21 protein-coding genes are annotated in these 24,986 nt (G+C 61.8%); 10 read left to right on the top strand and 11 right to left on the bottom strand.

From position 1 onward, the window contains the following. Positions 1–209, bottom strand: a 209-nt coding sequence (locus VJR29_11635; GenBank protein HKY64061.1) for a hypothetical protein, incomplete at its 3' end; no start/stop codon positions are given. Here VJR29_11635 and VJR29_11630 point away from each other — a divergent pair. Beyond that, positions 208–1,626: a choice-of-anchor Q domain-containing protein gene (locus tag VJR29_11630; GenBank protein ID HKY64060.1), complete on the top strand. Its 1,419-nt coding sequence runs from the start codon at positions 208–210 to the stop codon at positions 1,624–1,626. The two genes, VJR29_11635 and VJR29_11630, sit on opposite strands and share 2 nt — an antisense overlap. 13 nt (positions 1,627–1,639) lie before the next feature. Here VJR29_11630 and VJR29_11625 read toward each other — a convergent pair whose 3' ends face one another. The 4 genes from VJR29_11625 to VJR29_11610 form a co-directional block, all read right to left on the bottom strand. Continuing rightward, positions 1,640–2,185 carry a hypothetical protein gene (locus VJR29_11625; protein HKY64059.1) on the bottom strand — a complete coding sequence of 182 codons (546 nt, stop codon included), beginning with the start codon at positions 2,183–2,185 and terminating at the stop codon, positions 1,640–1,642. 28 nt (positions 2,186–2,213) lie between these two features. After that, positions 2,214–2,801 carry a M23 family metallopeptidase gene (locus tag VJR29_11620; GenBank protein HKY64058.1) on the bottom strand — a complete coding sequence of 196 codons (588 nt, stop codon included), beginning with the start codon at positions 2,799–2,801 and terminating at the stop codon, positions 2,214–2,216. A 112-nt stretch (positions 2,802–2,913) separates the two neighbouring features. Then, a complete protein-coding gene (locus VJR29_11615) occupies positions 2,914–4,041 on the bottom strand; it encodes a helix-turn-helix domain-containing protein (protein ID HKY64057.1) in 1,128 nt (375 codons plus the stop codon). A gap of 274 nt (positions 4,042–4,315) precedes the next feature. Next, on the bottom strand, positions 4,316–5,107 hold the full coding sequence (locus tag VJR29_11610) for a DUF4239 domain-containing protein (protein ID HKY64056.1): 792 nt from the start codon (positions 5,105–5,107) through the stop codon (positions 4,316–4,318). Positions 5,108–5,191: 84 nt separating this feature from the next. Between VJR29_11610 and VJR29_11605 the strand changes: the two genes are divergently transcribed. From VJR29_11605 to VJR29_11590, 4 genes are all read left to right on the top strand, one after another. Further along, positions 5,192–6,271 carry a DUF3300 domain-containing protein gene (locus VJR29_11605; protein ID HKY64055.1) on the top strand — a complete coding sequence of 360 codons (1,080 nt, stop codon included), beginning with the start codon at positions 5,192–5,194 and terminating at the stop codon, positions 6,269–6,271. 11 nt (positions 6,272–6,282) lie between these two features. Beyond that, a complete protein-coding gene (locus VJR29_11600) occupies positions 6,283–7,230 on the top strand; it encodes a DUF2950 domain-containing protein (GenBank protein HKY64054.1) in 948 nt (315 codons plus the stop codon). Positions 7,231–7,505: 275 nt separating this feature from the next. After that, positions 7,506–8,237 carry a hypothetical protein gene (locus tag VJR29_11595; protein HKY64053.1) on the top strand — a complete coding sequence of 244 codons (732 nt, stop codon included), beginning with the start codon at positions 7,506–7,508 and terminating at the stop codon, positions 8,235–8,237. A 217-nt stretch (positions 8,238–8,454) separates the two neighbouring features. Next, on the top strand, positions 8,455–9,354 hold the full coding sequence (locus VJR29_11590; protein HKY64052.1) for a hypothetical protein: 900 nt from the start codon (positions 8,455–8,457) through the stop codon (positions 9,352–9,354). Here VJR29_11590 and VJR29_11585 read toward each other — a convergent pair. Next, positions 9,351–11,027 (bottom strand): carbon starvation CstA family protein, encoded by a 1,677-nt coding sequence (locus VJR29_11585; protein ID HKY64051.1) that lies wholly within the window; start codon positions 11,025–11,027, stop codon positions 9,351–9,353. The two genes, VJR29_11590 and VJR29_11585, sit on opposite strands and share 4 nt — an antisense overlap. A 417-nt stretch (positions 11,028–11,444) precedes the next feature. On the opposite strand from VJR29_11585, the gene VJR29_11580 reads away from it, so the two are divergent. Next, complete coding sequence (locus tag VJR29_11580; protein HKY64050.1) at positions 11,445–11,732, top strand: hypothetical protein; 288 nt, start codon at positions 11,445–11,447, stop codon at positions 11,730–11,732. On the opposite strand, the gene VJR29_11575 is transcribed toward VJR29_11580, so the two are convergent. Further along, the gene (locus tag VJR29_11575) at positions 11,721–16,598 is read right to left on the bottom strand and encodes a sigma 54-interacting transcriptional regulator (GenBank protein ID HKY64049.1); all 4,878 of its coding nucleotides are present in this window, start codon (positions 16,596–16,598) and stop codon (positions 11,721–11,723) included. The genes VJR29_11580 and VJR29_11575 overlap by 12 nt on opposite strands. A 206-nt stretch (positions 16,599–16,804) precedes the next feature. Here VJR29_11575 and VJR29_11570 point away from each other — a divergent pair, with 206 nt between their 5' ends. Next, a complete protein-coding gene (locus tag VJR29_11570) occupies positions 16,805–17,260 on the top strand; it encodes a hypothetical protein (GenBank protein ID HKY64048.1) in 456 nt (151 codons plus the stop codon). Positions 17,261–17,451: 191 nt separating this feature from the next. Here VJR29_11570 and VJR29_11565 read toward each other — a convergent pair whose 3' ends face one another. Then, a complete protein-coding gene (locus tag VJR29_11565) occupies positions 17,452–18,231 on the bottom strand; it encodes an alpha/beta fold hydrolase (GenBank protein ID HKY64047.1) in 780 nt (259 codons plus the stop codon). Between the two features lie 45 nt (positions 18,232–18,276). Here VJR29_11565 and VJR29_11560 point away from each other — a divergent pair, with 45 nt between their 5' ends. Continuing rightward, positions 18,277–19,266, top strand: a complete 990-nt coding sequence (locus tag VJR29_11560) for a polyprenyl synthetase family protein (GenBank protein ID HKY64046.1) — start codon at positions 18,277–18,279, stop codon at positions 19,264–19,266. On the opposite strand, the gene VJR29_11555 is transcribed toward VJR29_11560, so the two are convergent. After that, a complete protein-coding gene (locus tag VJR29_11555) occupies positions 19,267–20,598 on the bottom strand; it encodes a TPM domain-containing protein (protein HKY64045.1) in 1,332 nt (443 codons plus the stop codon). It abuts the gene before it with no gap. Positions 20,599–20,756: 158 nt separating this feature from the next. Here VJR29_11555 and VJR29_11550 point away from each other — a divergent pair, with 158 nt between their 5' ends. Both VJR29_11550 and ychF read left to right on the top strand, forming a co-directional pair. Continuing rightward, positions 20,757–21,179 (top strand): hypothetical protein, encoded by a 423-nt coding sequence (locus VJR29_11550; protein HKY64044.1) that lies wholly within the window; start codon positions 20,757–20,759, stop codon positions 21,177–21,179. Positions 21,180–21,222: 43 nt separating this feature from the next. Then, entirely contained in the window at positions 21,223–22,317 is a 1,095-nt protein-coding gene (gene ychF / locus VJR29_11545; protein HKY64043.1) for a redox-regulated ATPase YchF, read from the top strand. Between the two features lie 150 nt (positions 22,318–22,467). On the opposite strand, the gene VJR29_11540 is transcribed toward ychF, so the two are convergent. After that, positions 22,468–23,166, bottom strand: a complete 699-nt coding sequence (locus VJR29_11540; GenBank protein HKY64042.1) for a pirin family protein — start codon at positions 23,164–23,166, stop codon at positions 22,468–22,470. Between the two features lie 36 nt (positions 23,167–23,202). Continuing rightward, the coding region (locus VJR29_11535) for a hypothetical protein (GenBank protein ID HKY64041.1) at positions 23,203–24,986 on the bottom strand (1,784 nt) is incomplete at its 5' end.

The raw sequence follows: 24,986 nt of genomic DNA, 5'->3' as shown, positions 1-24,986 counted from the left end.
TTCTTTGTAACAATATAAATATATGTAATTAATAAAATTATTTTATGTCTCAAAAACTGGTCTTGCGAATTTTCGGAAAGTTGCAGGGTTCCTGCATCGCTCTCGAAGGTTTGAGGCTCCTTCGCTAAAACCGATCTATTTCTTGCACTTAGGGAACTTCTAGAAGTATTTAGAGGCTTGTTCGAAATCCTCGCCCAGGAGGCCTTCATGAAAAGCGCCCTTTCCCTCGCAACCGCTTTCATCCTTGGCCTGTGCTCGACCGCCGGTGCCGCCACGCTCAACGTCACCGCCGGCGCCACTCCCGGCGCCTGCGTCGCCTGCGTCAACCCGGCCGGCGGAACCCTCTGCACACTGCAAGATGCCCTGGCGGTGGCCGAGTGCAATAGCGAGGGCGACACCCTCCAGGTGGCGGCCGGGACCTACAGCTCGGCCGGTGGCAACACCTTCACCTACGTCCCCGATCCCGACGAAAATTTCCCGCTCACCGTGATCGGCGACGCCGCGCCCGGCGCCTCGGTGATCGACGGCGGCAGCGACTCCCGAGGCATGTTCATCAACATCAGCGGCTTGCTGGCCGACGACAATGCCGACATCACCATTCAGAACTTGACCTTTCAGAACGGCTTCGCTTCCGACGACGGCGGCGGCTTGTTTGTCGGCCAGCCCTTGGACGCCGACATCACGGTCGACCACTGCCGCTTCATCAATAATCAGGCATTCTCGGGCGACGGCGGCGGCCTTTCGACCGACACCCTCGGCGACGGCGTGACCACCGTCTCCAACAATCTTTTCCTGGGTAATGCCGCGATCGACTCCGACGGCGGCGGCGATGGCGGCGGCCTCTTCGCCGAGGTTTTTCCGGGGACCATCACCATCGTCAACAACATCTTCGCCTCGAACAGCGCCGATCTCACCGGCGGCGGGATTCGGACCAACGTCTCCGACGGCGTCGGCAAGATCCAAGTCACCAACAACACCTTGTTCAACAACGGCGCCGGAACCGACGGCGGCGGCATCGCCATCGAGATCGAGGACGACACCGACGTGATCAATATCTTCAACAACATCGTCTGGTCCAACACCGCTGACGGCGACGGCGACGACATCTGGACCTGCGAGGACGGCGGAACGGTCAATCTCTTCAACAACGATTTTACGGAATACTTCAGCGCCGGCACCGCCGACCCGCTGGGCATTTGCGGCCCGGCTCCGACCGTCAACCAAAGCGCCAACCTCGACGTCGATCCGCTCTTCGTCGACTCGGCCAACGACGACTTCCATCTGACGGCACTCTCGCCGGTCATCGACCAAGGCGATCCGCTGGCGCCTTCGATGCCCTCGACCGATTTCGACGGTAATCCCCGGCCGGCGATCCCCGGAACCAATCCCGACATGGGGGCTTTGGAATTTCAGCCGATTCCCACGCCCACCCCGACTCCGACCCCCACGGCGCCGCCGATTCCGACCCCCACGCCGACGCCGACCCCGGTCCTCACCCAAGGCGGCTGCCTAGCGAGCCTGAGCGGAGCCGCTGAAGGCCGAGCCGGGGCTCAAGCCCTGTTCTTGCTGGCGCCGGCGCTGCTCTATTATTTCCGCCGGCGGCGATTTCCGACCTCGGTCCGCTGAACGGGGACCCGATCTATAAAGCCGGACGACCGAAATATTTAATCCCTACGACGCCGCGCCGCCGAAATGCGAGATTGGCGGCACATTGAGCTTTCCCTTCGCTATATTTTTTTCGGGATTTCTCGCCGGTATACTGCTGATGGGAGCCGCTTGTTGGTTGGCTGGTAAATTTCGTGGGGCCGGGCTTCCAGAGGAGCGGCCTCCATCGGTGGTGGCCGGCACCGAGAGCTCCAAAGGACCGATCTTCTTCTCCCATCCCGAATTGGCCGAATGGACGGTCAAGCTTTGCAAATTCGTCGAGGAAAAGCGGCCCTATCTTCAAACCGGCCTCCGGCTCGAGGATTTGGCGCGAGCGCTCGGCCTCAAACCTTATCAAGTTTCCGAGATCCTCAACCTCGGCGTCGGATCGACCTTTTACGATTACATCAACCGTTTCCGGATCGAAGAGGCCAAGCGCCGGCTCCGCGACTCGGCTTTCGCCCACATGAATATTTTGGGCATCGCCAACGACAGCGGCTTCAACTCCAAGTCGGTCTTCAACAAGGCCTTTCGGGAGCATACCGGGATGACCCCCTCGGAATTTCGAATCAATGGTCATCCGCCAGACCATAGGGCCGCGGATCTTGAGACAAACCCTGAACCCGCACCTCATAGTGGAGATGAGGGCCCGTTGTATCCCCCGATTTTCCCACCGCGGCAATGATCTGACCCTGCCTCACCCGATCGCCCTTTTTGGCGAAGACTTTCGAGGCATGGGCGTAAAGCGTCGCCAAGCCCAAGCCGTGATCGAGAATCAAAACCCGGCCATAGCCTCCTTGGTATCCCGAAAAGCTCACCACCGCGTCGGCGGTGGCGAAAATCGGCGAGCCCACCGGCGCAGCGATATCCAAGCCGCCATGGAACTTCTTCTCGCGATGGATGGGCGAAAGCCGCATCCCATAATCGCTGGTCACCGAACCCTGGGTCGGCCAGATCGAAGGGAGGAAGGGAAAATCCAAATCTTGGACGACGAAATCGGCAAAGGTCCATGGGGGCCGGGGACGAGGCCGAGAATCTTCGGTTTTGGGCAAATCCCAGCGGTCGGCGGCTTGGGGCGTGGGACGCTGGGGAGCGCAGCCAAGACCCAAGCCTGAAAAAAGCACTAAGAAAATAAAGAGCTTCCGAAAGTACTGCACGGTTCCTCCATTTCTTCGAATGGCGATTTTTGGGTAGGCCGCAGACTAGAGGGGAAAGGGGCGCACCGCGACCGATTGGGCCAAAGAAACGTCCGGAATGCTTGATGCGGACTCAGGCACTGCCTGAAGAAGCGGTGGATTCCGTCATCTCGCGAAAATTCGAGGGGGTGGCGCCCGTAAACTTGCGGAAGGTCTCGTTGAAGACTGACTTGGAATTGAAGCCGCTGTCGTTGGCAATGCCCAAAATATTCATGTGGGCGAAAGCCGGATCGCGGAGCCGGCGCTTGGCCTCTTCGATCCGAAAGCGATTGATATAGTCATAGAAATTGCTGCGAATTCCCCGATTGAGAATTTCCGAGACCTGATAGGGCTTGAGCCCGATCGCCTCGGACAGGTGGACCAGCCGAAGCTCGGGATCGAGGTAGGGTTTTTGCTCGGCCATGTATTTCTCGAGCTTCCGCCGCCATTCCTCCAACTTCTCTTCGGAGAAAGTGATCCTGGTCTCCGGCGGCGCGACGATTTCTTTTTTTAGAACCGAGACTGGCTGGGGCAAGGGCCAGTCCTCGTCCTTCAGGAAGAGCACCGATTGGCGGAGGCCGAAAAAGCCCATCAGCAGGAAAATCAAGGTGATGAGTGGAACCGTCACGGTTTCCAATCGAGTGAAGGGGCCGCCCAAGACGTCGACGACTTGAACCAGCCAGGGCAAAACGACCATCAATAGCAATATCTTCAGCCAAAGCAGCCGGACTTTCCGCAGATGGGAGAAGAACGACTCCAGCTGAGACTGGTAATGGCGGATTTGGCGATAAGAGGCGTAAAAATAAAAGCCGGAAACCAGAACGTCGAGGACGGTGCAGAAATAGCGGAACCAGGCCCGCAATTCGGGGCTGGGATCGCCCTCGACCCGCGCCAAGGAGACCCAAGCCGATATCGCGATCGCCAAGGCGAGGCCGCTGGGGGCGAAATGCAGCCAAAGGCTTTTTTTCCAACGAAATCCCGGGGTCGTCAGGACCAAGACATAGAGGTAAACCAAGGCCGGGATCATGACGCTGGCGATGAAGCCCAACCCCCATAAGTAGGGATAACGAGGGTCGATTTTGCCGACCCGGACGACTTGAGAATATTGATAAAGCAGCGAGGCGGCCAGAATTCCGGCCAACAGAATGTTGGCTTTGCGATTGTCCCGCCGAAAAAGCAGGGCCGCGATCAGGAGAGCCCCGATCACCAACGCAATCAGCATAAGCGCGGGAAGTAAGGGCATAAATATCCGTTAATATTATCTTAAAGGCCCGGGCCGAGGGGAAGGAATTAGTTCGGATTTTCTTTCGGTCGTCCGGAAAGGAAATTCGGACGACGTTTCCAGCGCTCCCTTCTAGAATTTTTCTCAACGGCCAGAGGACTCGGGAAATTCTCCGACCAGGGGTTAAGAGGCCGTTGAGGACATAGGCACCGCCAGGTGTTCTGGGTAAAGGGTGGAGAACCCCCCGGCCCTTTCAAGAGCCGGGGGGTTTTTTCTAGGGCCCCATCGATTCCCGCAGCTCGACCAGGAGCTGGTCCATGCTGTCGAGCCGGATCAAGCCGCGACGGGGGAATTCCAAATCCATGATGACGAAGATGGTAGCCGAAATGATGGCGACGAAAGCCAAGCGATGAAACCAGCTGCGGTTCGGGCTTTTCGACATTCCATATCCGGCGACCGCCGCGCCGAGCAGGGCCAAGGTCCAAAGCAGGGCGAAAATCGCCAGCGGTGTATGGATCAGGGCCATGGTGGTGCGGGTGGTCGTGATGTCGATCATTTCGTTCAAGGCCGGGAGAACCACCACGGCGGCGCCGGGCTCGCCCCCCTTGACCGCCCGAACCGCCTCGGACCAAATCCGCTGTTGCAGGCCCTGGGCCTTCTTCAGCTCCCGGGAAACCTTCGGCATATCGGGAACGGCTCGGTAGACCGCGATGCGGGTGTCGAGATACTCCTTGAACGCCAGGCGCAGCTCGGGCTGGGCGGCTTCCGGTAAAATATCCAGCCGCAGGTAAGCGGTGCCGATGGCATTGGCCTCCTGGATGATGAGCTGGCGCCGCTGGTCCATCCGCGATTGGGCCGCGCTGAAGGTGAAAGCCAAAAGCAGGCCCAGCAAGGCGAGGATCGAAGTCTCGATGGTGCCGGTGCTGCTGCCGTCTTCGAGGCCCGAGGCCCGGCGGCGCTTGCGGATGCCGTAAACGTAGCCCAGCTCCACGCAAACCAGCATGCCGAGCAGCAGGCCCAGCACGATCCAGGGGATCAGCTCGGAATAAAATTGCAATTTCTCCATAAATAATTCTCGACCCCGGCCGGCGTCTCTCCCATAATTTTCGCGACCGATTTATTTAAATCGAAACCCAGCCCGGAGGCCATCATGAAATTCCATGCGCTCGCCCTCGCGCTCTGCTTGATCCTGCTCCCACCGGCCCTGCGGGCTCAAAGCTCTTCCGGCGCCAAGCTCTCGATGTCCCAGCTCGAGCAATTGCTGGGGCCGATCGCGCTTTACCCCGACCCGCTGCTGGCCCAGATCCTCCCGGCTTCGACCTATCCGCTGGAAATCGTCGACGCCGCCCGGATCATCCATGGCTCCGGCGACTTCTCGAAGATCGACTCCCAGAGCTGGGATCCGAGCGTCAAGGCGGTGGCCCACTACCCCTCGACCCTCAAGATGATGAACGACAAGCTCGACTGGACCCAGCGACTGGGCCAAGCGGTCATCAATCAGCAGCCGGACGTGATGCAGGCGATCCAAAACTTGCGAGCCCAGGCGCAGCAGCAGGGTAACCTCAAATCGACCGCCCAGCAGAAAGTCAGCACCGACTCCAGCAACAAGATCGAGATCGTGCCGGCCAACCCCGAGGTGGTCTACGTCCCGACCTACGATCCGACCTTGGTCTACAGCACCAGCGCGGTGGCGGCGGTGGTGCCCTTGATGACTTTCAGCGCCGGCCTGGCGATGGGCGCCTGGCTCTCGACCGGATTTTATTGGGGCGGCAACACCATCGTCTGCTGCGGCGGCTATTGGGGCCCCCATGGCTGGAATAACGTCACGATCAACAATTACAACATCAACAACAATACCTGGAACCGCAACACCAACATCAACAACAACACCAACAACTGGCAGCACGATTACAATCGGAGCAATCCGACCACCGGCCGCAGCGGCAACCTGGGCGCCGCCGAATCGCCCTTCGCCAAGAACCACGGCAGCGGCCTGGGCGGCGGGGCCTCGGCCCAATCCAACCTCCAGAGCTTTCAGCGCGACATGGCCGGAAGCCGCGACCGCCAAGCCAACGCCAACATGTTCGGCGATCGGGGCGACCGCAACTTCGGCGGCGAGGATAGTTTCCGCGGATTTCAAAGCCGCGGCGGCGGCGGAGGGTTCGGCCGCTTCGGTGGCGGCGGATTCGGCGGCGGTGGCTTTCATGGAGGCGGCGGCTTTCGCCGCTAAGAGGAGCGAAAATGCAAAGCCCTTTCCGAAAATGGATGTCGGCGCTCTTGGCCCTGGGCTGTCTCGCCTTTAGCTTCAGTCTTTGGGCGGCCGAGAAATTCGCCAGTCCCGAGCAGGCTCAGCAGGCTTTGGTCCAAGCCCTCGCCGGCGCCGACCCCGAATCGGCCTTGAAAAAAATCTTCGGCCCCGAAGCTTCCGATCTCTGGACCTCGGGCGATGCGGCGCAAGATCAGGAGCGCCGCCAGGCCTTTCTCAAACGGGCCGCCGAGCAAAGCTCCTGGTCGCCGCTCGGCAAGGACCGCACGGTCCTCCTCGTCGGCCAGGACCAATGGTCCTTCCCGATTCCCTTGAAGCGCCAAGGCAAGTCCTGGGCCTTCGACACCAAGACCGGCCGCGAGGAAATCCTCAACCGCCGCATCGGCGCCAACGAGCTCGATGCGATCGCCGGCGCCGAGGATTACGCCCGGGCCCAACAGGAGTATTTCCAGCAGGACCGCAACGGCGATGGCGTTAAGGAATACGCCCAGCGTTTCGTCAGCGATCCCGGGCAAAAGAACGGTCTCTACTGGGATTCGAAGGATCCCCGCGCGACCAGCCCGGTCGGCCCAGCCATCGGCCAGGCGACGATTCAAGACCTGCCCGGCGGCGAGAGGCGGTTGATCCATCACGGTTATTATTTTCAAGCCCTGGGCGAGCAGAGCAAAAAGGCTCCGGGCGGCGCCAAGAGCTTCATCCAGGACGGCAAGCAAACTCAGGGCTTCGCCCTCCTCGCCTATCCGATGAGCTATGGCAGCTCCGGTATCATGAGTTTCCTGGTCGGGCCCGATGGCCGGGTCTTGCAAAAGGACCTGGGCCGGGGGACCGCCAAGACCGCGCTCAAAATGACCGAATACGACCCCGATTCGAGCTGGAAACCGGTCCACCAGATCAGTGCCAATCGCCCAATTATCAAGCCGTAATGTCATCCTGAACGAAGTGAAGGATCTACGACCTCACAAGATGGACCATCTACCTTAGGAGGTCGCAGATCCTTCGTCGCTTCGCTCCTCAGGACTTCACAAAACTTCACGTTTGCGGCCCGAGCCCCATCTTTTCAGGCCGCTAATTTCCAATTTCTCTAATTATTTCAACGATCCATCTCCTTGGCCCCCGGCCTGCAATCTCCCTCTTTCGATTCCGCAAGGGATCGCAACAATAACCGGGCACTCCACAATTGCCTATTAAGGATGATCGTATGAAGACCCAAAGAAAACACAAACTGGCCCTTGGCCTCCTCGCTCTCAACCTGATCTTCGCTGGCCAAGCCATGGCCGAGTTAAAAAGCGTGGACTTGGATAGCGCGGACCACCTCCTGGTCACCATTCCGGCCGAATCGGCGGAAAGCACCCGGCTGATCTACAGCATCGACGACAACAAGGTCGAAGCCTTCCCGAAGGACGGCGAGGTGATCGAGCTTAGCGCCGAGCTGAAATTCGAAGGCGGTAGTTGGCTCGGTGGTTTCTCCTTCCTCGGTTACACCGACGTCAGCGCCAACAATGTGCTCGAGATCACCGGCACCGACCCCATCGGCTATGGAATGAACATCAAGTTCAAGTCCACCAGCGAAAAGGCGGAGATCAGCAGCGCCTTCCCGCTGACCCTGGAATCGTCCGGCGCCAAGGTCGAGGTGATTTTCGGCGGCAACTTGGATGAAATCGAGAGCTCGCCAAGCGATCCGATCGCCTTTTTCGACGAGGCTCGGGAATTCCACCAGGATGGCGTGCTCGATATCCGCTTCGTGGTCGAGCAAGCTCCAGTCGATGATGGCGCCAACGACGACCAAAACAACGATGACGGTATCAACGACCAGAACCAGCCCGAAGCTTCCGGTGGCTGCTCGATGGTTGCCCATGCCGCCGGCTCGGCCTTCAACCTCCTGGCCCTGCTGCCCTTGGCTGGCTTGGCCCTGGCCCGACGCCGTAAATAAGCTTCTCTCCCTTCTATCCAGACAAACCCCTTCGGCGTGAGGCCGGAGGGGTTTTCTTTTGGGAATAGTTCACAAATTAGGAAGTATTTTCTGTGAACAAGAGTCAACAGCTGGCCTTCCTTCATTAAAAATATATTAATATCAACCACTTATAAATTTGAAAATTTTGGCCCCAGGCTTGCTTTAGGAGATCCCGAGGTTATTGAAGGAGGATCCCATGTCTTGGAACAGCATTATTTTGTCGAACCCCGATATCGATAAGGGAAGCCAACTGGCCCGGCGCCAAGCCGAGGGCCTGGACGACATTTATTTCCGCCAGACTTCGGGCGATATCACCAAGCCCGACGAAACGGATGCGGTCGACATGACCGACGAGGTGACTCGCCGGGTCGACCCGAAAAAGCTGCCGCTGGATCCAATCGGCGAGCACGAGTCCTACAAGCTGGTCAACGGCAAGAACTACCGGGTCGGTTACGAAGACGTCGGCGGCGGCAAGCGCGTGCCCTACCTCCAAGAGGTGCTGGGCCGGGGCCATTATTCCGACACCAAAATGGCCCTGATCGGCGGCAAGGTCTACGAGATCGAGTTCGAGAAGGACCCCGAGACCAAGCGCATCAGCACTTATCTCACCACGCCGGTCGGCGATCTCTTCCAGAACGACAAGTTCCTGGCCGACCAGACCCCGGCTCAAAAGCTGGAGCTCCTCGGCAAGATCCGCAAATCGGCGACCTACACCACCTGGTACGACAGCGGCGAATACAACCGCTATCACCGCGAAAAGTACGAGGGCGAAAAGAATCCGGAGTTGGACCCGGCCAAGGTGAGGAGCTACGACTTCGACCCCGGCGTGATGACCCTGTATCGGGACATCGAGAAGAAGGCCGGAAGCCCGGCGGCCGAGCCGCTGCCGACCGACCTGCGCCAGCTGAGCATGGCCGGCGCCGTCGGCTCCAGCCTCGGCCTGGGAATGGCCCTCTATGCCGGCAGCTTCGCCGCCCGGCAAGCGATGATGAAGGAGAACGGCGTTCATGAGTCGGCGACTCGGCAAATAGCTCGCCCCATGGTGAAGCTTAACCGCCGCACCTCGCAGAACGCCGTGCCGAGCCGAAATCGCTAAAAGGCCAGAGCCGGGCTTCGCCGCAGCACCCGGAGGGCTTCGGCCGAGACCAGGCCCGCCAGGGCCAAGAGCAGCGCCGAAACCAGCGCATTGATGACCGGGATTTGGCCGAGCGAGCCGGTCTCGAGGAAAGCTCGATAGCCGGCCAGGATCTGGATCAACAGCGACCACACCGTAATGACCAAGACGAAGCCCATCGGCAGCAGGGTGAACCAGTAAGTTCGGCCGCTCCGCTTCAGCCAGACCGTAACGCCGAGCAAGGTCAGCGCCGCCAACAGCTGGTTGGAGGTGCCGAATAGCACCCAGAAGGAAGACCAGCCGCTCCCCTTGGCCAGCAAGAGAAAGAGCGCCGGAATCCCCACCGTCAACCCGGTGGCCAAGACCGCGACCGTCCGGCCTTGGCTGCCGATCAACTCCTGCAGGATATAGCGGCCGAGCCGGGTCGCGACGTCGAGGGTGTCGAAGACGAAGGTCGAGAAGGCCATCGCGCCGAAGGTGATGGCGAAGACCAAGTTCTCCTTGCCCAGGATCAGCGTCAAAAATTTCCCGATGCCGGCGCCGTAAATGGCGCCCGGCGAACCCTTGGCCTCGCCGTTGGCTAGAATCATCACCGTCGCCAAAGCGATCATCGCGACGAAGCCCTCGAGCAGCATTGCGCCGTAGCCGACCTCGCGGCAGTCGGTCTCCTTGGCAATCTGTTTGCTGGTGGTGCCCGAGCAGACCAAGCCGTGAAAGCCGGAGCAGGCCCCGCAGGCGATGGTCACGAAGAGGAAGGGAAAGAGCGAGCTGGTCAGGGCCGTTCCGTGCCAAGCCTTGAAGTAATCCTGCTTGATCTCATAGCCGCCGAAGAAGACCCCGATCACTCCGATCGCCAAGGCCATGTAAAGCACGAAACCGCCCAGATAGCCCCGGGGCTGCAAGAGGAGCCAGACCGGCAAGAGCGAAGCTACCAAGCAATAAAGTAGGATGATCAGCGCCCAGGACTTTTGGTCGAGCAGCAGCCAGGTCGAAATTTGGGTGCCGAGATAGACGGCGCCGAGGGTCGCCGGCACGAAGATCAAAGTCAGGATCCAAAGCGGCGGGTTCCACTTCCGCTGGATCAGGCCCATCAAAATCGACACCGTCAAATACATCGCGCTGGCCGCGGCCACCGCTCCGCCGCGCTCGAAACCGAGCTGCATGCCTTCCAGCTCCTCGATCCGGCCGACGAAGGTGCCGGCGGTGATGTCGGTGAAGGCGACGATCACGTAGATCAGCGAGACCCAGATGAAGAGCATCATGCCGAGCCAGGCCCGCGACCCGATGTTGAGCTTGATGATCTCGGCCACCGAATGGCCGCGGTGCCGGACCGAAGCGACCAGCGAGGAAAAGTCGTGGACCGCCCCGATCAAGACTGCGCCCAAGCCGATCCAGAGCAGGCAGGGCAGCCAGCCGAATTGCTGGCAGGCCAGAATGGGGCCGGCAATCGGGCCGGCGGCGGCAATGGCGCTGAAATGCTGGCCCAATAAATAGAAGGGCTTGGTCGGGACGTAGTCGATCCCGTCGTTTTGCTCCACCGCCGGCGTCGGGGTCTGGGGATTCAACCTGAGGGTCTTGGAAAGAAATCGGCCATAAAAATGATAGCCGAAGAAAAGAAAGAGCAGGAGCAGGGCCGAGATCAGGGGGAGAGACATCGAGCGGCAATCTAAAGAGGGCCCCTGTCTCGATCAAGAGGAAATTTTTGAACGATTAGTTCACATATTGAGAATAAAAATTTGCCATTATTCCCGTTCCTCAAATCAATGACCTGATAAAAGCACGTAATATCAAGCAGTTAAATATTTGGCCCATTTGGCACTGCCTTTGCTTTATAGATTGTCAGAGACGATCCGGGGGCACAGCCTGGAAAAGCTCTAAAACCGAAAGGTTTTTGACAATTTCTTGAGGAAGGGTGGGCCGTAGCCAATAACCCCGAGCCCTCTGGCCGGCCCACCCGACCTCTTCTTTTTCAAAGCCCTTAAAATTAGATTCACAAAGAGCTCCTCCCGTCCCAGACTGGAACAAGGAACAACTTTTCAACCCCCTGAGCCGAAGATCTCTGCAGAGGGCCAATGAAAGTCACCCAGCCATATTCCCTGGTTTTGATTGCGACGCTGCTTTTCTGCCTCGGCGCCTGCGTCGGTGGCGGGGCCCTCGAAGGCGGCGGTCCCGGCGGCTCCATCGGCGAAGTCGGCCAAGGCCAGGGTCAACCGACCATTCAGCCCGGCGCCGACCATCAACCGGGAACCCCGATCGAGCCCGATGACGAGAAATCGGCCAGCGATGACCTGGCGATTCCGCCGCCGCCGCCCACCGAGGAGCCCGAGCCGGGCCACGGTGCGACCGATCTAACCTACTAATTTTTTCAGGGCCCACTTGTTCTTGGGCAGCTCGTATTTCTCCAACAAATTGTAGAGATGGCGGGTGCTGATCCCCATCGCCTTGGCGGCCTCGCCTTTATGAAAGCCGCTGCCGCGCAGGGCTTGGAAAAGGGCTTCGCGCTCCGGCGGCTGGTCCGAGCTTTCGGCCGATGACGCGGCTACCGCCGTCGTTTCGACCTGACCCTCCTTCAGCTCCGGCTTGAAACCCAAGGTCTCGCTGGTGATCGTGTCGTTCTCGGCGAAGAGCACCGCATTGCGCACGGTGTTCTCCAGCTCCCGGATATTGCCGGGCCAATCGTAGGCCGCGAGCAACCCCAGGGCCGCTTCGCTGATCCCGAGCTCGGGCTTGCCGCTCTCCTCGGCCGCCTTTTTCAAAAAGCGCCGGACCAAGGGCGGGATGTCCTCGCGACGCTGGCGCAAGGGCGGCAATTGGACTCGAATGCCATTGAGGCGGAAGTAGAGGTCCTCGCGGAACTTCCCGGTCCGAACCATTTCCTTGAGGTCCTTGTTGGTCGCCGAGATGACGCGAACGTCGACCTTCACCGCCCGATTGGAGCCGAGCCGGCGGAGCTCGCCTTCTTGCAGCACCCGGAGCAGCTTGGCCTGCATCGGCAGCGGCATGTCGCCGATCTCGTCCAAGAAGATGGTGCCGCCGTTGGCCGCTTCGAAGAGGCCCATCCGCTCTCTTTCGGCGTGAGTGAAGGCCCCTTTGACGTGGCCGAAGAGGACGCTCTCGAGCAAGTTTTCCGGAATCGCGCTGCAGTTCTCGGCGATGAAGGGTCCGGCCTTGCGCTCGCCGTGGAAATGGAGGGCCCGGGCGATCAGCTCCTTGCCGGTGCCCGATTCGCCGTGGATCCAGACCGCCAGCCGGCTGTCGACCACCCGGTCGAGCAGGCTTAAGACCTTGATCATGGCCGGCGATTGGCCGACGATCTCCTCGTAGCCGTAACGCAGGTTCTTCCGGGCCTCGGCCAGCTCCAGACCGATGCGCTCCAACTCATGATCCTGCTCCTCGACCCGGTGCTCCAAGGCCCGCTTAGCTTGGGCCAGCTCGCCCAAGGTCCGAGCTTTCTCGATCGCCAGCACCGCCTGATCGGCGAAGGCCTTGAGGAAGAGCAGCTTCTCCTCGGAGAAGGCGCCGATCTCGAAGCGGTGATCGAGATAGAGCACCCCGAGGCAGGCGCCGGCGCCGACCAGCGGCAGGGCCAGGATCGAGCGCAGGCCGTAGCGTTGGATGCTCTCGGCGTGGCGGAAGGAAGGGTCGGCCTGGGCATCGTCGGTGAGCAGGGCCACCCGGCGGCGCAGCGCTTCCTGGACCACCGATAGGCTGATCTTGAACTCCTCGCTGCTCAGGTTCTCCCGCTTCAGGTTGCGGGCGGTCTCGACCTTGAAGCCCGGCAGGATCTGCTCGGCGCTCTCGGCCTCGCGGAGCAGGAGGAAGCCGCGCTCGCCGCCGGCTAGGCTCATCGCCGCGTCCATCACCTGCTCGAGGACTTGGGCGAAATCGCGCTCCTCGTTGAGCCGCTTGTTGATCTTAGCGAAGGCCAAGAACTTCTCGCGAGACAGCCCTTCGGCCTTGAGCCGCATCCGCCGCGCCTCGGCCAAGCGGCGATAGTCCTCGCGCTGCTCGAAACCGAGCTGCCGGTCCTCGGGCAAGCCCCGGTAAAGGGCCTCGAGCCGGTCGAAGGCCTCGCTCCGCACCCGCTCGGCCGCTGCGTCGAAGCCATGACGAAGCAAAAGCTCGCCGCCGGCTTGGAGCGCCAAGAGCAGGACTTCCTCGGGCGCCGCCCGCCGCAGCTCCTCGAGAGCCCTTTCGAGCCGCTCCGGCGAAAGCGCGGTTTCCCCGCCGACGGCCGCAAACCAATGAGCCAAACCCTGCCAGCGCGGCGACCCGGCCCGGGCGGCGCTCCGCCGAGCGGCCTCGATGTCGCCGGCCAAGGCTTCGGTGAAGCATTCGTGCCAGCGGCTCAAGTCGACCTCCTCGGCCGCCGCGGCCTGGGCGAAATGCTCTTGCGAGCTTCGATAAGCGGCCAAGGCGTCGGCATAGTTCCGGCGCAAGCGGAAGGCTTCGCCGCGCAGCCGTTCGAGATAGCCCAGCAGGTCGGGCCGCTTCAGCTGGCGAGCCTCGACGCCGGTTTCTTCCAAGAAAAGCGGCAGGCTCTCGCCCAAATAAACTTGGAGGGTGGCCAGGTTGAAACCGTGGATCCAATGGTCAAGGTCGGTGCCGCCGCGCTCGAAGAAGGCCTGGGCTCGGGCCGCGGCTTCGGCCGCCCGGCCGTAGTCGGCGGCCTCGATCAGGATCGAGGCCATGTTGCTGTGAGTCCGCCCCTGCTTGAGCCGGTCCTGATTTTTCTCGGCCAAGGCCAGGACCTGGGACTGGATCTCCAAAGCCCGGTCATAGTCGCCCATCTGCTGGGCCAAGTCGGCGAGCAAGGGAGCGGTGTTGGCGAAGCCCTCCTCGTCGCCGAGCTTCCGGCTCATCGCCAGGGCTTCTTCCCAGGACTCCCGAGCCTTCTCCCGAAGGCCTTCGCTCAATTCCAAAAGGCCGCGGTGACGCAGGAGCTGGGCCAGCTCCGGCGCGGCTTGGCCGGCGCCGGCCAAGCCTTGCTCGAAGAAACCCCGGGCCGCGGCCGGGTTGCCTTCCTCCTGCTCGAGCCGGCCGCGCAGGGCCAGGACCTTGCGCCAAAAGGGCTGGTGCTGGGCGAAGCGCTCCGGCGCCGCGGCGGCCAAGGCCCGGTCGTAAAGCTTCTTGGCCTTGGCTTTTTGACCCTGATGCTGGGCATTGAGCCCCATGAGGTAAAAATATTTGAGGGTCTGAACGCCGCTGCCGTCGTCCTCGGCCACCTCATACCAGTTTTCATAGGCCTCGGCGGCCTCCTCGAAGCGGCCGAGCCGACTCAAGGCCGCCGCCAAGTAAGCGTAGGCATGGGCCCGCTCCAAATCCGAGAGCGGGCCGCCAAGCAGCCGTTGGTAAAGCTCGACCGCCGCTTCGGCATCGCCGGCGGCGCTGAGCTGCTCGGCGGCCCGGCTGCCCTGGCGCCAGAACTCCTCGACCAGGCCGGCGGCTTCGGCCAAGGCCGCCAAGGTCAAGGGCTGGGCTCCGCCCGGGGCCGAGAAGTGGAGATAAAGTTTCTTCGCCATGGCGGCCGCTTCACCGCCGGACCAAGCCGGAATTTGGCTGCGCAGCATGGGAATCAAAAGCTGTTGAGCCTCGAGCTGCGTCATCGCCGCGTCAAAACGATTTTGAGGGATTTCCAAAACGGCGGCCAAGGGCTCCAGCGCTTCGGGCTGCAGCAACAAAGCCCAGGCCAGCAGGATCTGCCGGGCTTCGGGTTTGAGGCGCCGCCAAGCCTGCTTTTTTTCCTCGAGCCAAGACTCGGGCAAGGGCCAAGGTTGGGCGGGGCTGAAGCCCCGGGCGACAAGTCCGGTGGCAAATCCGGTAGCCCCGGGCTTCAGCCCCGCTGCCCCCGTCTTCCCCGCCACCTCGCTCAAAACCTGCAGCAAGACCGGCAAGCCGCCGCTCAGGCGATGAGCGGTCTCGACCGAGGCCGGGCTCAGCTCTTCGCCTAAGGCCTCGCGAAGGAATTCCCGGCTTTCCTCCCGACTGAATGGTTCGACCCGCCAACGCTGCGCCTCCGCGGCCGAGCTCAGCCAAGCCCGAAGCTCCGGGAGCAAATTCGGCGCGCTCTCGTCGAACTCGAGGAGCAAGCCGATCGAGGCCGGCCGGAGCGAGCCTAAAAATTCGAGCAGCTCTTTTTGCCGAGCTTCGGGCGCGCGGTGGAGATCGGCATAAGCCAGCAGGGCCGGGCCCGCCTGGAGCGCGGCCCGCCATTCGGCCGGCGAGGTCTCGTCCAAGCGGCGCAGCGGCAGATCGCTTTGCAAGGCCTGCCAGCGAATTTCCTCAAGGCAGCGGCTGCGGCCGGAGCCGGGGCCGCCGCTCAAGAGCCAAAGCGGAGCGCGAGCCCGGCCGGCGGCCCAGTCGGCGACCGCGTTTTTCATGGCGGCGCGCCAAGCCTCGCGGCCTAGAAAGGCCGGGGGCTCCTCGCCGCTCTCGGCCGGCGCCTGCTTGGGGAAAAGCCGGCGCAGAACCTTCAAAGCCGATTCGGCGCTGCGGATTCGCTTTTCGAGCTCGGGCTCGAGCATCCGCCCGAGAAGCCGGGCAAAACCTTCGGGGAAATTCGGCCGCCACTTCGTCAGCGGCAGGGGCGCGTCGAGAAATTTCTCGGCCAAGGCGCTGCCGGGATAAGGTAAGCGGCCGGTGGCGAGCTGATAGAATACCGAGGCCAAGGCGAAGAGGTCCGAGCCGGGACCGGCCGTTCCGCCCAAGGCTTCGGGGGCCAGGTAGTCCCAGGTGCCGCTGTAGCCGCCGTCCTGGGCCCCGACGTTTTCGGCGGCCAATCCGAAGTCGAGCAGCTTGAGTTGGCGCTTTTTGGCGAACTTAAAATTGCTCGGCTTTAAATCGCCGTGCCGCAGTCCCCGCCGATGGAGGTAGGTCAAGGCGCTCAGGGCTTGGGCGAAAGCTTGAATCCAATCCTCGGGCGGAGCCGATTCCAAAGCCTCGGCCAAGCCGGGACCGGAAAGGTATTCGAGCACCAGGCCGGGGCCCGATTCCGCGATGCCCTTGATGCCGGCCGTTTCCGGCAAGAAGTCGACCACCTTCACCAGATGGGGATGGGAGCAGCGAGTGAGGAAATTCAATTCCCGCTTGAGCCCGGTGCCGGCTTGGCCTTCGCTCAAAACCTTCAAGGCGAAGTGCTCCATCCGGCGGTTATGAACCCGATAGACCTTGCCAAAGCTGCCTCGGCCCAATTCATTCTCCGCCGCATAAGCCTGGGAATCTTCCACGGGGCCCCCTATTTCACATTTTTATGAAATCGCTTCACAAAATGATGACCCCATTCTCCTGGTTTGCCAATTTATTTTTTAATTAATCTTTAAAATTCAAATAGTTGTACATTTATTCGGGCAATGGGGGCTTTGGCCTTTTTATTGTAATTTCCTGAAAGCGACGGGCTTGAGGCACCCCGGGCCCCGAGAAAAAGGAGACGATCATGAAGGCTTTATTTTTGGTTTTAGCAATGCTTGTCGGCGGTTTGGCCGCGGCTCCCGCTTCGGCCGGAGCTCTGCCTCCGCACTGCGATCCCTGGTTCGGGACCGAGCCCGTTCCGACGCCGACTCCACCTCCTACCGGAGCCGACGATTTCACCACCCTGCCTCGACCGACCCCGCCGCCGGTGCCGATCGAGCCCGGCCCTCAGGCCATGCCGGCCTATGGTCCCTGCCCGGTGCCGACGCCGACGCCGGAGCCGACCCCAACCCCTACGCCGACGCCCATCCCCACCGAGCCGCCGGCAACCGACGATCCCAATCAAGTCACCGACCCGGGCCAGCCGGTGCTCGAAGGCAGCGGCTGCAGCTTGAACGGTGGAACCGGATTCTCGGGGGACACCTTGGCCCTGATAGGACTGGGCCTCGGACTCTTGGGCATGCGGCGCCGCCGCGCCTAAGCCCCCACTTTGTGGACCCGGCGAAGCGCCGTGAGGGACCCGTCCCCTCGCGGCGCTTCCTTTTTTTAGACTCCCCCCCTTTGAAAAAGGGGGGCAGGGGGGATTTAGAAATCGCCTCACATTAGAATCGGTTCTTTGGATTTCCCGCCACCGCTTTAAATCCCCCCTAACCCCCCTTTTCAAAGGGGGGATTAAGAGTGGCGTTTAAAAAAGCGGATCAGCCGCTTGGCCACCAAATCCTTGTCGTAATCGACGGTGATGATGTGGTTGCTCTTCTTCAAGGTCACGGTTTCGACCTCGTCGCTGGCCAAGAGGGCCTTGATGTAATCGAGGTTGCCGTAGGGCACGGTCTCGTCATGGAACGAGTGGAGGATGATCGTCGGCTGGCGCAGATGCTTCAGCTCCTGGCGGGCGGTTTGCTGGAGATCGAGGAGGTTGGCCACCGAGACCACCGGCACCTTGTGGTAAGTCTGATAGCGCCGCCGGGCCTCGGGATCGCGGATCGAGGCGATGGTCTTGGGCTGGTATTTGTAGACCCGCTTGAGCGGCGTCTTCCAGATCGCCGGGAAGACGTTGCGGACCAGAAAATTATCGAGAAAGAGCGGAGTCGCCATCAAGCCCAGGGCCTTGACCGTCGCCTTGTGGTGATAAGCCAGATGGACCGCCAGCAGGCCGCCCATCGAGAGGCCGGCCACCATGACCTGCTTGCACTCGGCCTTCAAGGCGTGGAGCGAGTCCTCGGCGCTGCGGTACCAATCCTTCCAATGGGTCTTTTCGAGATGCTCGACCTGGGTGCCGTGGCCGGCCAGGAGCGGGGCGATCACCGTGAATTTCGCCTTGTTGAGGGCTTCGGCCAGATAGCGCATCGAATCGGCGGTGGCGGTGAAGCCGTGAAGCAGCAAAACGCCGGTCTCCCCGCCCTCGAGACGGATGTCGCGGCTGTGCAGGGCTCGGGCGGGCATGGTGAGCATGGTTGGTCCTTGACTTTGGCATCCTACGATGGAATCACCGCGAAAATGAATGAAATTGTTGAAAAAGACTGTCTCGACGAGCTGGCGCTGAGCCTCAAGGAAGAGCTCGGTTTGGTCGAGGGCGAGATCCAGAAGAACCTCCAGAGCCATGTGCCCTCGGTCACCCAGATCGCCGGCCACATCGTGATGAGCGGCGGCAAGCGACTCCGCCCCATCCTCTGCCTCTTGGCGGCCCAAGCCTGCGGCTACCGCGGGCCCCGGGTCTTAAGCCTGGCGACCGCGATCGAGTACATCCACACCGCGACCCTGCTCCACGACGACGTGATCGACAATGCCCAGCTCCGCCGCGGCCGGCCTTCCTGCAATTCGATCTGGGACAACAAGATGTCGGTCTTGGTCGGCGATTTCCTCTACTGCCAAGCTTCGTCGCTGATCGCCCAGGACGGCGACCTCCAAGTGCTGCGCTCGATCACCGACGCGACCACCACCACCACCGAGGGCGAGGTCCTGGAGATCACCAAGTCGCGGGACCTCCGGCTGGGCGAGGCCGAGTATTTCAAGATCGTCGAGTTCAAGACCGGCATGCTGATGGCCTGCTCGACCCAGGTCGGCGCGATCATCGCCCAGGCCGAGCCGGCGATCGAGCGGGCCCTGGCCGACTATGGCATGCACCTGGGCATCGCCTTCCAGTTGGCCGACGACGTGCTGGACTATGTCAGCGTCGAGGCCGAGTTCGGCAAAGAGAAGGGCGTCGACCTGAAGGAAGGCAAGATCACCCTGCCCCTGCTCTACGCCCTGGAGCGCTGCAACGACGAAGAGCGCGAGACCATCCGCGACGCCACGATCAGCGCCCGCCGCGACATCTTCCTCAAGGTGCTGGAGATTTTAAAAAAGTACGGCGCTCTCGACTATGCCCTGGGGCTGGCCGGCGAGCGCAAGGAAGCCGCCAAGGCCAGCCTCAAGGCCCTCTCCGACAGCCCGGCCAAGAAAGCCTTGCTGCGTTTGGCCGATTACGTGATTGAACGGAAGAAATAATCACCACCCGCCCGAAGCCCCGCCGCCGCCGGAGCTTCCCCCGCCGAAAGAGCCGCCACCGCCGCCGCTGTAGCCGCCGGAGCCCCCGCTGGAGCTGGACCGCGTCTTCATCGGGATGGTCTGGTAAGTGGTCTCGGCGAACTTGCAGGCCCGGTACTTGCAATTCTTATCGGTCCGTTTCTGGCCCTTGGAAGTGTAAGTGGCTTCGGCCACGGTGGCGATGAGGGTCACCAGGCTGCGGTTTTGGCAGCGCGGACAGGGATCGGCGTAGGGCAGCTTGACGTCGAAGCGCTCCTCGGCGCGGCAGCGGGCGCAGCGCCAAAACTCATAATCCATGCCTTCGGCAATCTCCTCGGCGATCTCATTTTCCTTCAGCCGGGAATCGTCCTCTCTTTCATTGATCAGCTGCATCGGCTTTCGGCAGCTGGGGCAAAAGCGCCGGTAGCTCTCGACCCGCGGCCCGTAAATTTTCCGCCATATCGCCCACAAGCCCACGGCCGAAACGGTCCCGCCGAGCATGACCAAAACATGGACGCCGCCGAAGCCGGCGGTGAAAAATGTGACGACCAAGACGAAGAGGACCAGCAAAACCGGAAATTCGGTGCCGGATTTTCCGAAGGCCAGCCGGCGGCCGGCGATCGAAGGCGAGAGATGGAACCGCGCGGTCCGCCAGCCGATGAACAGCAGGGTCAAGCCGAGCACGGAAAGCCCGCCAAGCCAGCGCCGCCATTCGGACCAAGGCGATGGCTCCGGCGGCGAATCCAGCAAGCCGAGCGGCGGGGCCCCCTCGGCCGAGTCCACCGCTTCGGGCGGCCCGGGCAAGCTCAAAGCCACGCCTTCGCTTTGCGCGACCTTGGTGGCCAACGCCACGCCCAAATCATAGAGACCGAGGCCGAAAGCTCCCTGCTTGAAGCGCGGAACCGCTTTCTGATCCATCAGCCGCTTGCAGAGGGCGTCGGGCAGGGTTCCTTCCAAGCCGTAACCGACCTCGACCCGAAAGCGCCGGTCGTCGCGGGCCACCAAGACCAGGATGCCGTTGTCCCGGCCCTTCTTGCCGACGCCATATTGTTTGAAGAGCCGGCTGGCGAATTCCTCGACGTCGATGCCGCCGAGCTGGTCGATCGTGACGAAGGCCAGCTCGGCCCCGGTCTTGGCTTCGAGCTCGACGGCGAGGCTGTCGAGCTTGGCGATGTCGTCGGGGTTAAGCAAGCCGCCGGAGTCTTGGACATAGCTCCCCCGCTCGACCCGCGGATTGGGCACGTCCTTCACCTCCATCGCTTGTCCGGCCGAAACCCCGAAAATCAGCCCCAGTACCAAGAAAAGCCGGTGCATGGCGGCAAGTTAGCTAAAGCCGCGGATTGGAGCAAGTCATGGACGGTGCCGTCGGCCCGGCCTCTCCGGACCCGGCTCAGCCGGCATCGCTATTATTTCTTGTCAAAGCTCCCGGCGGGACCAAGAATTTTAGCTCACGCCCATGGAAGGAGGTTTCCATGCCCTGGAAAATTTTCCTGCTCCTCTTCGTCCTCGCCTTCGCCAGCTGCAGCAACAACGATGAATGCAGCGAAGCGGCTCTGGCGCTCGGCAAATTCGGAAGCACCGGCGGTTGCGGCTGCTTGAACAACAACGACTGTCCAGCCCACCAAACTTGCGACGAAAATCCTTTTGATTTCGTCAGCGACTGCTCCTGCGAGCCCGGCAGCAATGGGGCTGAATGCGCGGTCGATTCGCATTGTCCGGATGGCCAAACCTGCTCCTTCAATTGCCTTTGCGAAGGCGGGCCGAGCCCCTCGCCGACTCCCAACGGCTGCGCGCCGGTCAACGTCGAGCCCGGCACCGTGCCCTTCGGCGGAGCCTGCGATGCCGACGTCGACTGCGCCGACGAGTTGCCCTGCGTCGACTGCAGCTGCGTCTAATTGGGCTTTACTCGCCCGCCGGGGCTAAGTTAGGTCCGGGGGCATGGGATTCAATTGCGGCATCGTCGGCCTGCCCAACGTCGGCAAATCCACCATCTTCAACGCCCTGACCCACGCCGGGGCCCAGGCCGCGAACTATCCTTTCTGCACCATCGATCCCAACGTCGGCGTCGTCCCCCTGCCCGATGAAAGGCTGGCCCGGATCGCCCAGTATATTCCGCCGCAGAAGCTCATCCCGACCTCGGTCGAGTTCGTCGACATCGCCGGCCTGGTCAAAGGCGCCTCCAAGGGCGAGGGCCTGGGCAATCAATTCTTGGGCAACATCAAGAACACCGACGCCATCGCCCACATCGTCCGCTGCTTTCAAGACAACGACGTCGTCCACGTCGAGGGCAGCGTCGACCCGCTCCGCGACATCGAGGTCATCGACACCGAGCTGATGCTGGCCGACTTGGCCGGCGTCGAGAAGCGCCAGGAACGCACGACCAAGAACGCCAAGTCCGGCAACAAGGAGGCCTTGGCCGAGCTCGAGGTTTTGCAGAAGGTCCGCAAGGGCCTGGAAGACGGCATTCCGGCCCGCCGCTTGGGCTTGAGTCCCGAGGAAAAGCTGGCGATCCGCGAGCTCTTCCTCCTCACCTTGAAGCCGGTGATGTACGTCGCCAACGTCAACGAAGCGGAGGCGGCCGATCCGGGCGAGCTCGCGAAACGGGTGATGGCCTACGCCGAGAAGGAAGGCTCGCCCTGCGTCGTGCTCTCCGGCGCGATCGAGGCCGAGATCTCCAATTTGCCCGAGGCCGAGCAAAAGGCTTTCTTGGAAGATTTGGGCTTGAAGGAGTCGGGCTTGGACCGGATGGCCCGGGCCGGCTATCAGCTGCTCAACCTTTCGACCTATTTCACCGCCGGCGAGAAGGAAGTCCGAGCTTGGACCATCCCGACCCACGCCAAGGCGCCCCAGGCCGCCGGCGTCATCCACAGCGACTTCGAAAAGGGCTTCATCAAGGCCGAGGTCTATCACTTCGACGATTTGATGCGGCTCAAATCGGAGCAGGCGGTGAAGGAAGCCGGCCTGCTGCGCATCGAAGGCAAAGACTACGTCGTCAAGGACGGCGACATCATGCACTTCCGATTCAATGTCTGAGGGATCGACCTTTCCCCCTTTGAAAAAGGGGGATCAAGGGGGATTTAAAGCGTCGGCATAGAAGCCGGCGGTGAATTCATCTCCCTAGCGATTCGGTGCGCTTTCAAATCCCCCCTGCCCCCCTTTTTCAAAGGGGGGGTAAGAGCTCGACTAGGCCAAATCAAAAAGCAACACTTCGGCCGGACTGTGGGCGGTCAAATTGATGTCGGGCTCGCCGCTGATCGCGACGCCGTCGCCGGCTTTCAAGGTCTCGCCGCCCAGCTCCAGCTCGCCCCGGGTCACTTGAAGCCAAAGATGGCGGTCGGGCTTGTGCTGGAAAAAAACTTTCCGCCCGCTCTCCAGCTCGGCCAGAAAAACCCGCACGTCCTGATGGACGGTCACCGAAGCCTCGGCGCCGTCGGAGGAGGCGATCAAGCGCCAGGGGCTGTCGCCCTTGGCCGGCGGAACCGGCTTCTGCTCATAGCTCGGCGGCATCCCCTTTTCCCGGGGCAGGATCCAAATCTGCAGCAGGTGGACCGGCTCCCGGTCCGAGGCATTGAACTCGCTGTGGGTGACGCCGGTGCCGGCGCTCATCCGCTGGACCTCGCCCGGCCGGATCGTCGATCCATTTCCCATGCTGTCCTTGTGCTGCAAGACGCCTTCGAGGACATAGGTCAGGATTTCCATGTCGCGGTGGGGGTGAGTTCCGAAACCCTTGCCCGGTTGGACCCAGTCCTCATTGATCACCCGAAGGTCGCGAAAGCCCATGAAATGAGGGTCGTGGTAATCTCCGAACGAGAAAGTGTGATAGGTCTGAAGCCAACCGTGATCGAAATGGCCCCGCTCCTTGGCTCGGCGGACGCTGAGCATCGCAAACCTCCTTTATGGCCATTGCCAACAGCGGAATTATTTTAACTCAGGCGAGGCTCGGCGCGCGACAAGAACCGCGTGAGGGGTATCGGGCCGCTGGCACCAGTCGGTGGGAAAGAGCGGCGGCTCGCGAAGCGAGGCAGCCGGCCGATAATAGAGCGGCTCGAAAACAAGGCCGTGCAATTCCTCGAAATGGCGGAGGATCTCGAAAGGCGTCCGCGGGTTGTAAGCTTGGATCAAGAGATTCTGGGCCCGCAGGCCCGGCCGCAGGAGATCGAAGGCGCCGGGCAGCGAAACTTGATGGCCGGCGAAGAAAAGAAAGGGCGATCCGTTGAGGAAAAGCGTGTCGAGCTCGGCTTTCCGCAGCTCCGCCGGGTCGACGCTCGCCGGATAAGTTCCATTCAGCTCAAGTCCCAGGGCGCGGCCGCCGAGCCGCTCCACCGCCTCCAAGGTTTCGAGGCGGCCGCCGTAGCCGACTTCCAAGAAGCGCCCCTCTTTCCTCACCAAATGCCGGAGGATGGCATCCATGCTCGGCTCGACGCCGAGCCGGTCGAAAGCCGGGATCGCGTGGCCGGCCTCGATCTCGGTCAAAGTCGGAATGCGAAAACCCAAGCGCCGCTCCGACCAATCCGCAAAAGCCCGGTCGGCCGCCGCCCGATGGCGTTCGCCCAGCTCCGGCGGAAGCAAGGTTGGGCGAGGCCGGGTCACCAGCCGCTGGCCCGAAGGTCCGCCAAGATGCCGGGTATAGCTATCTTGAATGAGGCCGTGCTCCAAGATGCGGTGAATGGCGGGCGCGACGTTCGGCAATTCCAAGGTCGCGGCTTCGACGTAGGCCTGAGTCGTCAGCCAATCCAGGAAGATGGTGGTGAGGAGCGGGCTGCGCACCGGAAAATTATCCAAGATCCAGCGCCGACCCTGGAGCTGGAGCCGGCTCCGAATCTCGGCCTGGCCGTCTTCGACCCGCAGGAGCCGGCCATTCTCGCCGACCTCGACCTCGAGGAAGACCTCGCCATGGGAGCCGGTGGCGATCCTCCGCCGCCCACCGGCCAAGGCTTCTCCCTCGACCGGAAGGTGGAGTTGAAAACCGGCCTCGGCTTGGGGAAAGCTGAAGTTGAGCGCGCGGCGCACTGAAATTTCGCCCTGGCTCAGCTCGGCGCCGGCGAAGCGGTAGACTTGGTCGCCAAGATGAATCGATTGGCCGGGCCGAAGGCGAAGCGAGCCGCCCGGCGGCAAAACTTCCTCGCCGACCCGCACCACGAAATCGCGCCGCCGGCTTTGGGTGCTGTCGCCGTCGATCAGCCAAAAGACGCCTTGACCCTCGATGATCCGAATATTGGGTGAAACCGACCGGTCGACCGGCCGCGATCTTCCGTCGCGCGGGATGCGGAGTTCGGCCTTAGGCGCCGGGGCCGCCGGGCCGAAGCTGAAGTTGGGACGAGGCGAGGTTTCGGGAAGTCGCACCGTGAGGTTGAGCGAGGGTCTGAGGCTCGATGCTTCGCCGGCGAAAGCCAGCTCGGGGAAAATCCCCCCTAGCCTCCCTTTTTCAAAGGGGGGAACTCTTCCCTCCCCCCTTTGAAAAAGGGGGGGCAGGGGGGGATTTGGCAGCCCTCGCGACAAGGCCTCCGTCCGAACCTCCACTCCCCTCTCCCAACGCCGCATCCCTTCACCGAGCAGTCCGTGGTTCAATCGCCCCGCCACCTGGAAGGTCAGCAAGGTCGAGAGCCCATCCACCAGCGCGATCGACCCGCTCGTTCGCTCTCTTAAGCCCGCTCGAACCTCCAGCTCATGGCCCAGCAAGATCCCGCCGTACATCCCGCTGG

The sequence above is a fragment of the bacterium genome (genome assembly GCA_035281585.1).
Lineage (GTDB): Bacteria > UBA10199 > UBA10199 > DSSB01 > DSSB01 > DATEDP01.
This window is presented reverse-complemented; position numbering and strand designations above follow the sequence as displayed.

Excerpts from the sequence above, each read along its gene's own strand:
- VJR29_11625 (HKY64059.1), bottom strand. The coding sequence starts at position 2,185 with ATGCTCCCGAAAGGCCTTGTTGAAGACCGACTTGGAGTTGAAGCCGCT.
- VJR29_11540 (HKY64042.1), bottom strand. The coding sequence starts at position 23,166 with ATGCTCAGCGTCCGCCGAGCCAAGGAGCGGGGCCATTTCGATCACGGT.
- VJR29_11580 (HKY64050.1), top strand. The coding sequence starts at position 11,445 with ATGAAAGTCACCCAGCCATATTCCCTGGTTTTGATTGCGACGCTGCTT.
- ychF (HKY64043.1), top strand. The coding sequence starts at position 21,223 with ATGGGATTCAATTGCGGCATCGTCGGCCTGCCCAACGTCGGCAAATCC.
- VJR29_11560 (HKY64046.1), top strand. The coding sequence starts at position 18,277 with ATGAATGAAATTGTTGAAAAAGACTGTCTCGACGAGCTGGCGCTGAGC.
- VJR29_11555 (HKY64045.1), bottom strand. The coding sequence starts at position 20,598 with ATGCACCGGCTTTTCTTGGTACTGGGGCTGATTTTCGGGGTTTCGGCC.
- VJR29_11585 (HKY64051.1), bottom strand. The coding sequence starts at position 11,027 with ATGTCTCTCCCCCTGATCTCGGCCCTGCTCCTGCTCTTTCTTTTCTTC.
- VJR29_11605 (HKY64055.1), top strand. The coding sequence starts at position 5,192 with ATGAAATTCCATGCGCTCGCCCTCGCGCTCTGCTTGATCCTGCTCCCA.
- VJR29_11590 (HKY64052.1), top strand. The coding sequence starts at position 8,455 with ATGTCTTGGAACAGCATTATTTTGTCGAACCCCGATATCGATAAGGGA.
- VJR29_11610 (HKY64056.1), bottom strand. The coding sequence starts at position 5,107 with ATGGAGAAATTGCAATTTTATTCCGAGCTGATCCCCTGGATCGTGCTG.
- VJR29_11565 (HKY64047.1), bottom strand. The coding sequence starts at position 18,231 with ATGCTCACCATGCCCGCCCGAGCCCTGCACAGCCGCGACATCCGTCTC.
- VJR29_11570 (HKY64048.1), top strand. The coding sequence starts at position 16,805 with ATGAAGGCTTTATTTTTGGTTTTAGCAATGCTTGTCGGCGGTTTGGCC.
- VJR29_11595 (HKY64053.1), top strand. The coding sequence starts at position 7,506 with ATGAAGACCCAAAGAAAACACAAACTGGCCCTTGGCCTCCTCGCTCTC.
- VJR29_11630 (HKY64060.1), top strand. The coding sequence starts at position 208 with ATGAAAAGCGCCCTTTCCCTCGCAACCGCTTTCATCCTTGGCCTGTGC.
- VJR29_11615 (HKY64057.1), bottom strand. The coding sequence starts at position 4,041 with ATGCTGATTGCGTTGGTGATCGGGGCTCTCCTGATCGCGGCCCTGCTT.
- VJR29_11550 (HKY64044.1), top strand. The coding sequence starts at position 20,757 with ATGCCCTGGAAAATTTTCCTGCTCCTCTTCGTCCTCGCCTTCGCCAGC.
- VJR29_11600 (HKY64054.1), top strand. The coding sequence starts at position 6,283 with ATGCAAAGCCCTTTCCGAAAATGGATGTCGGCGCTCTTGGCCCTGGGC.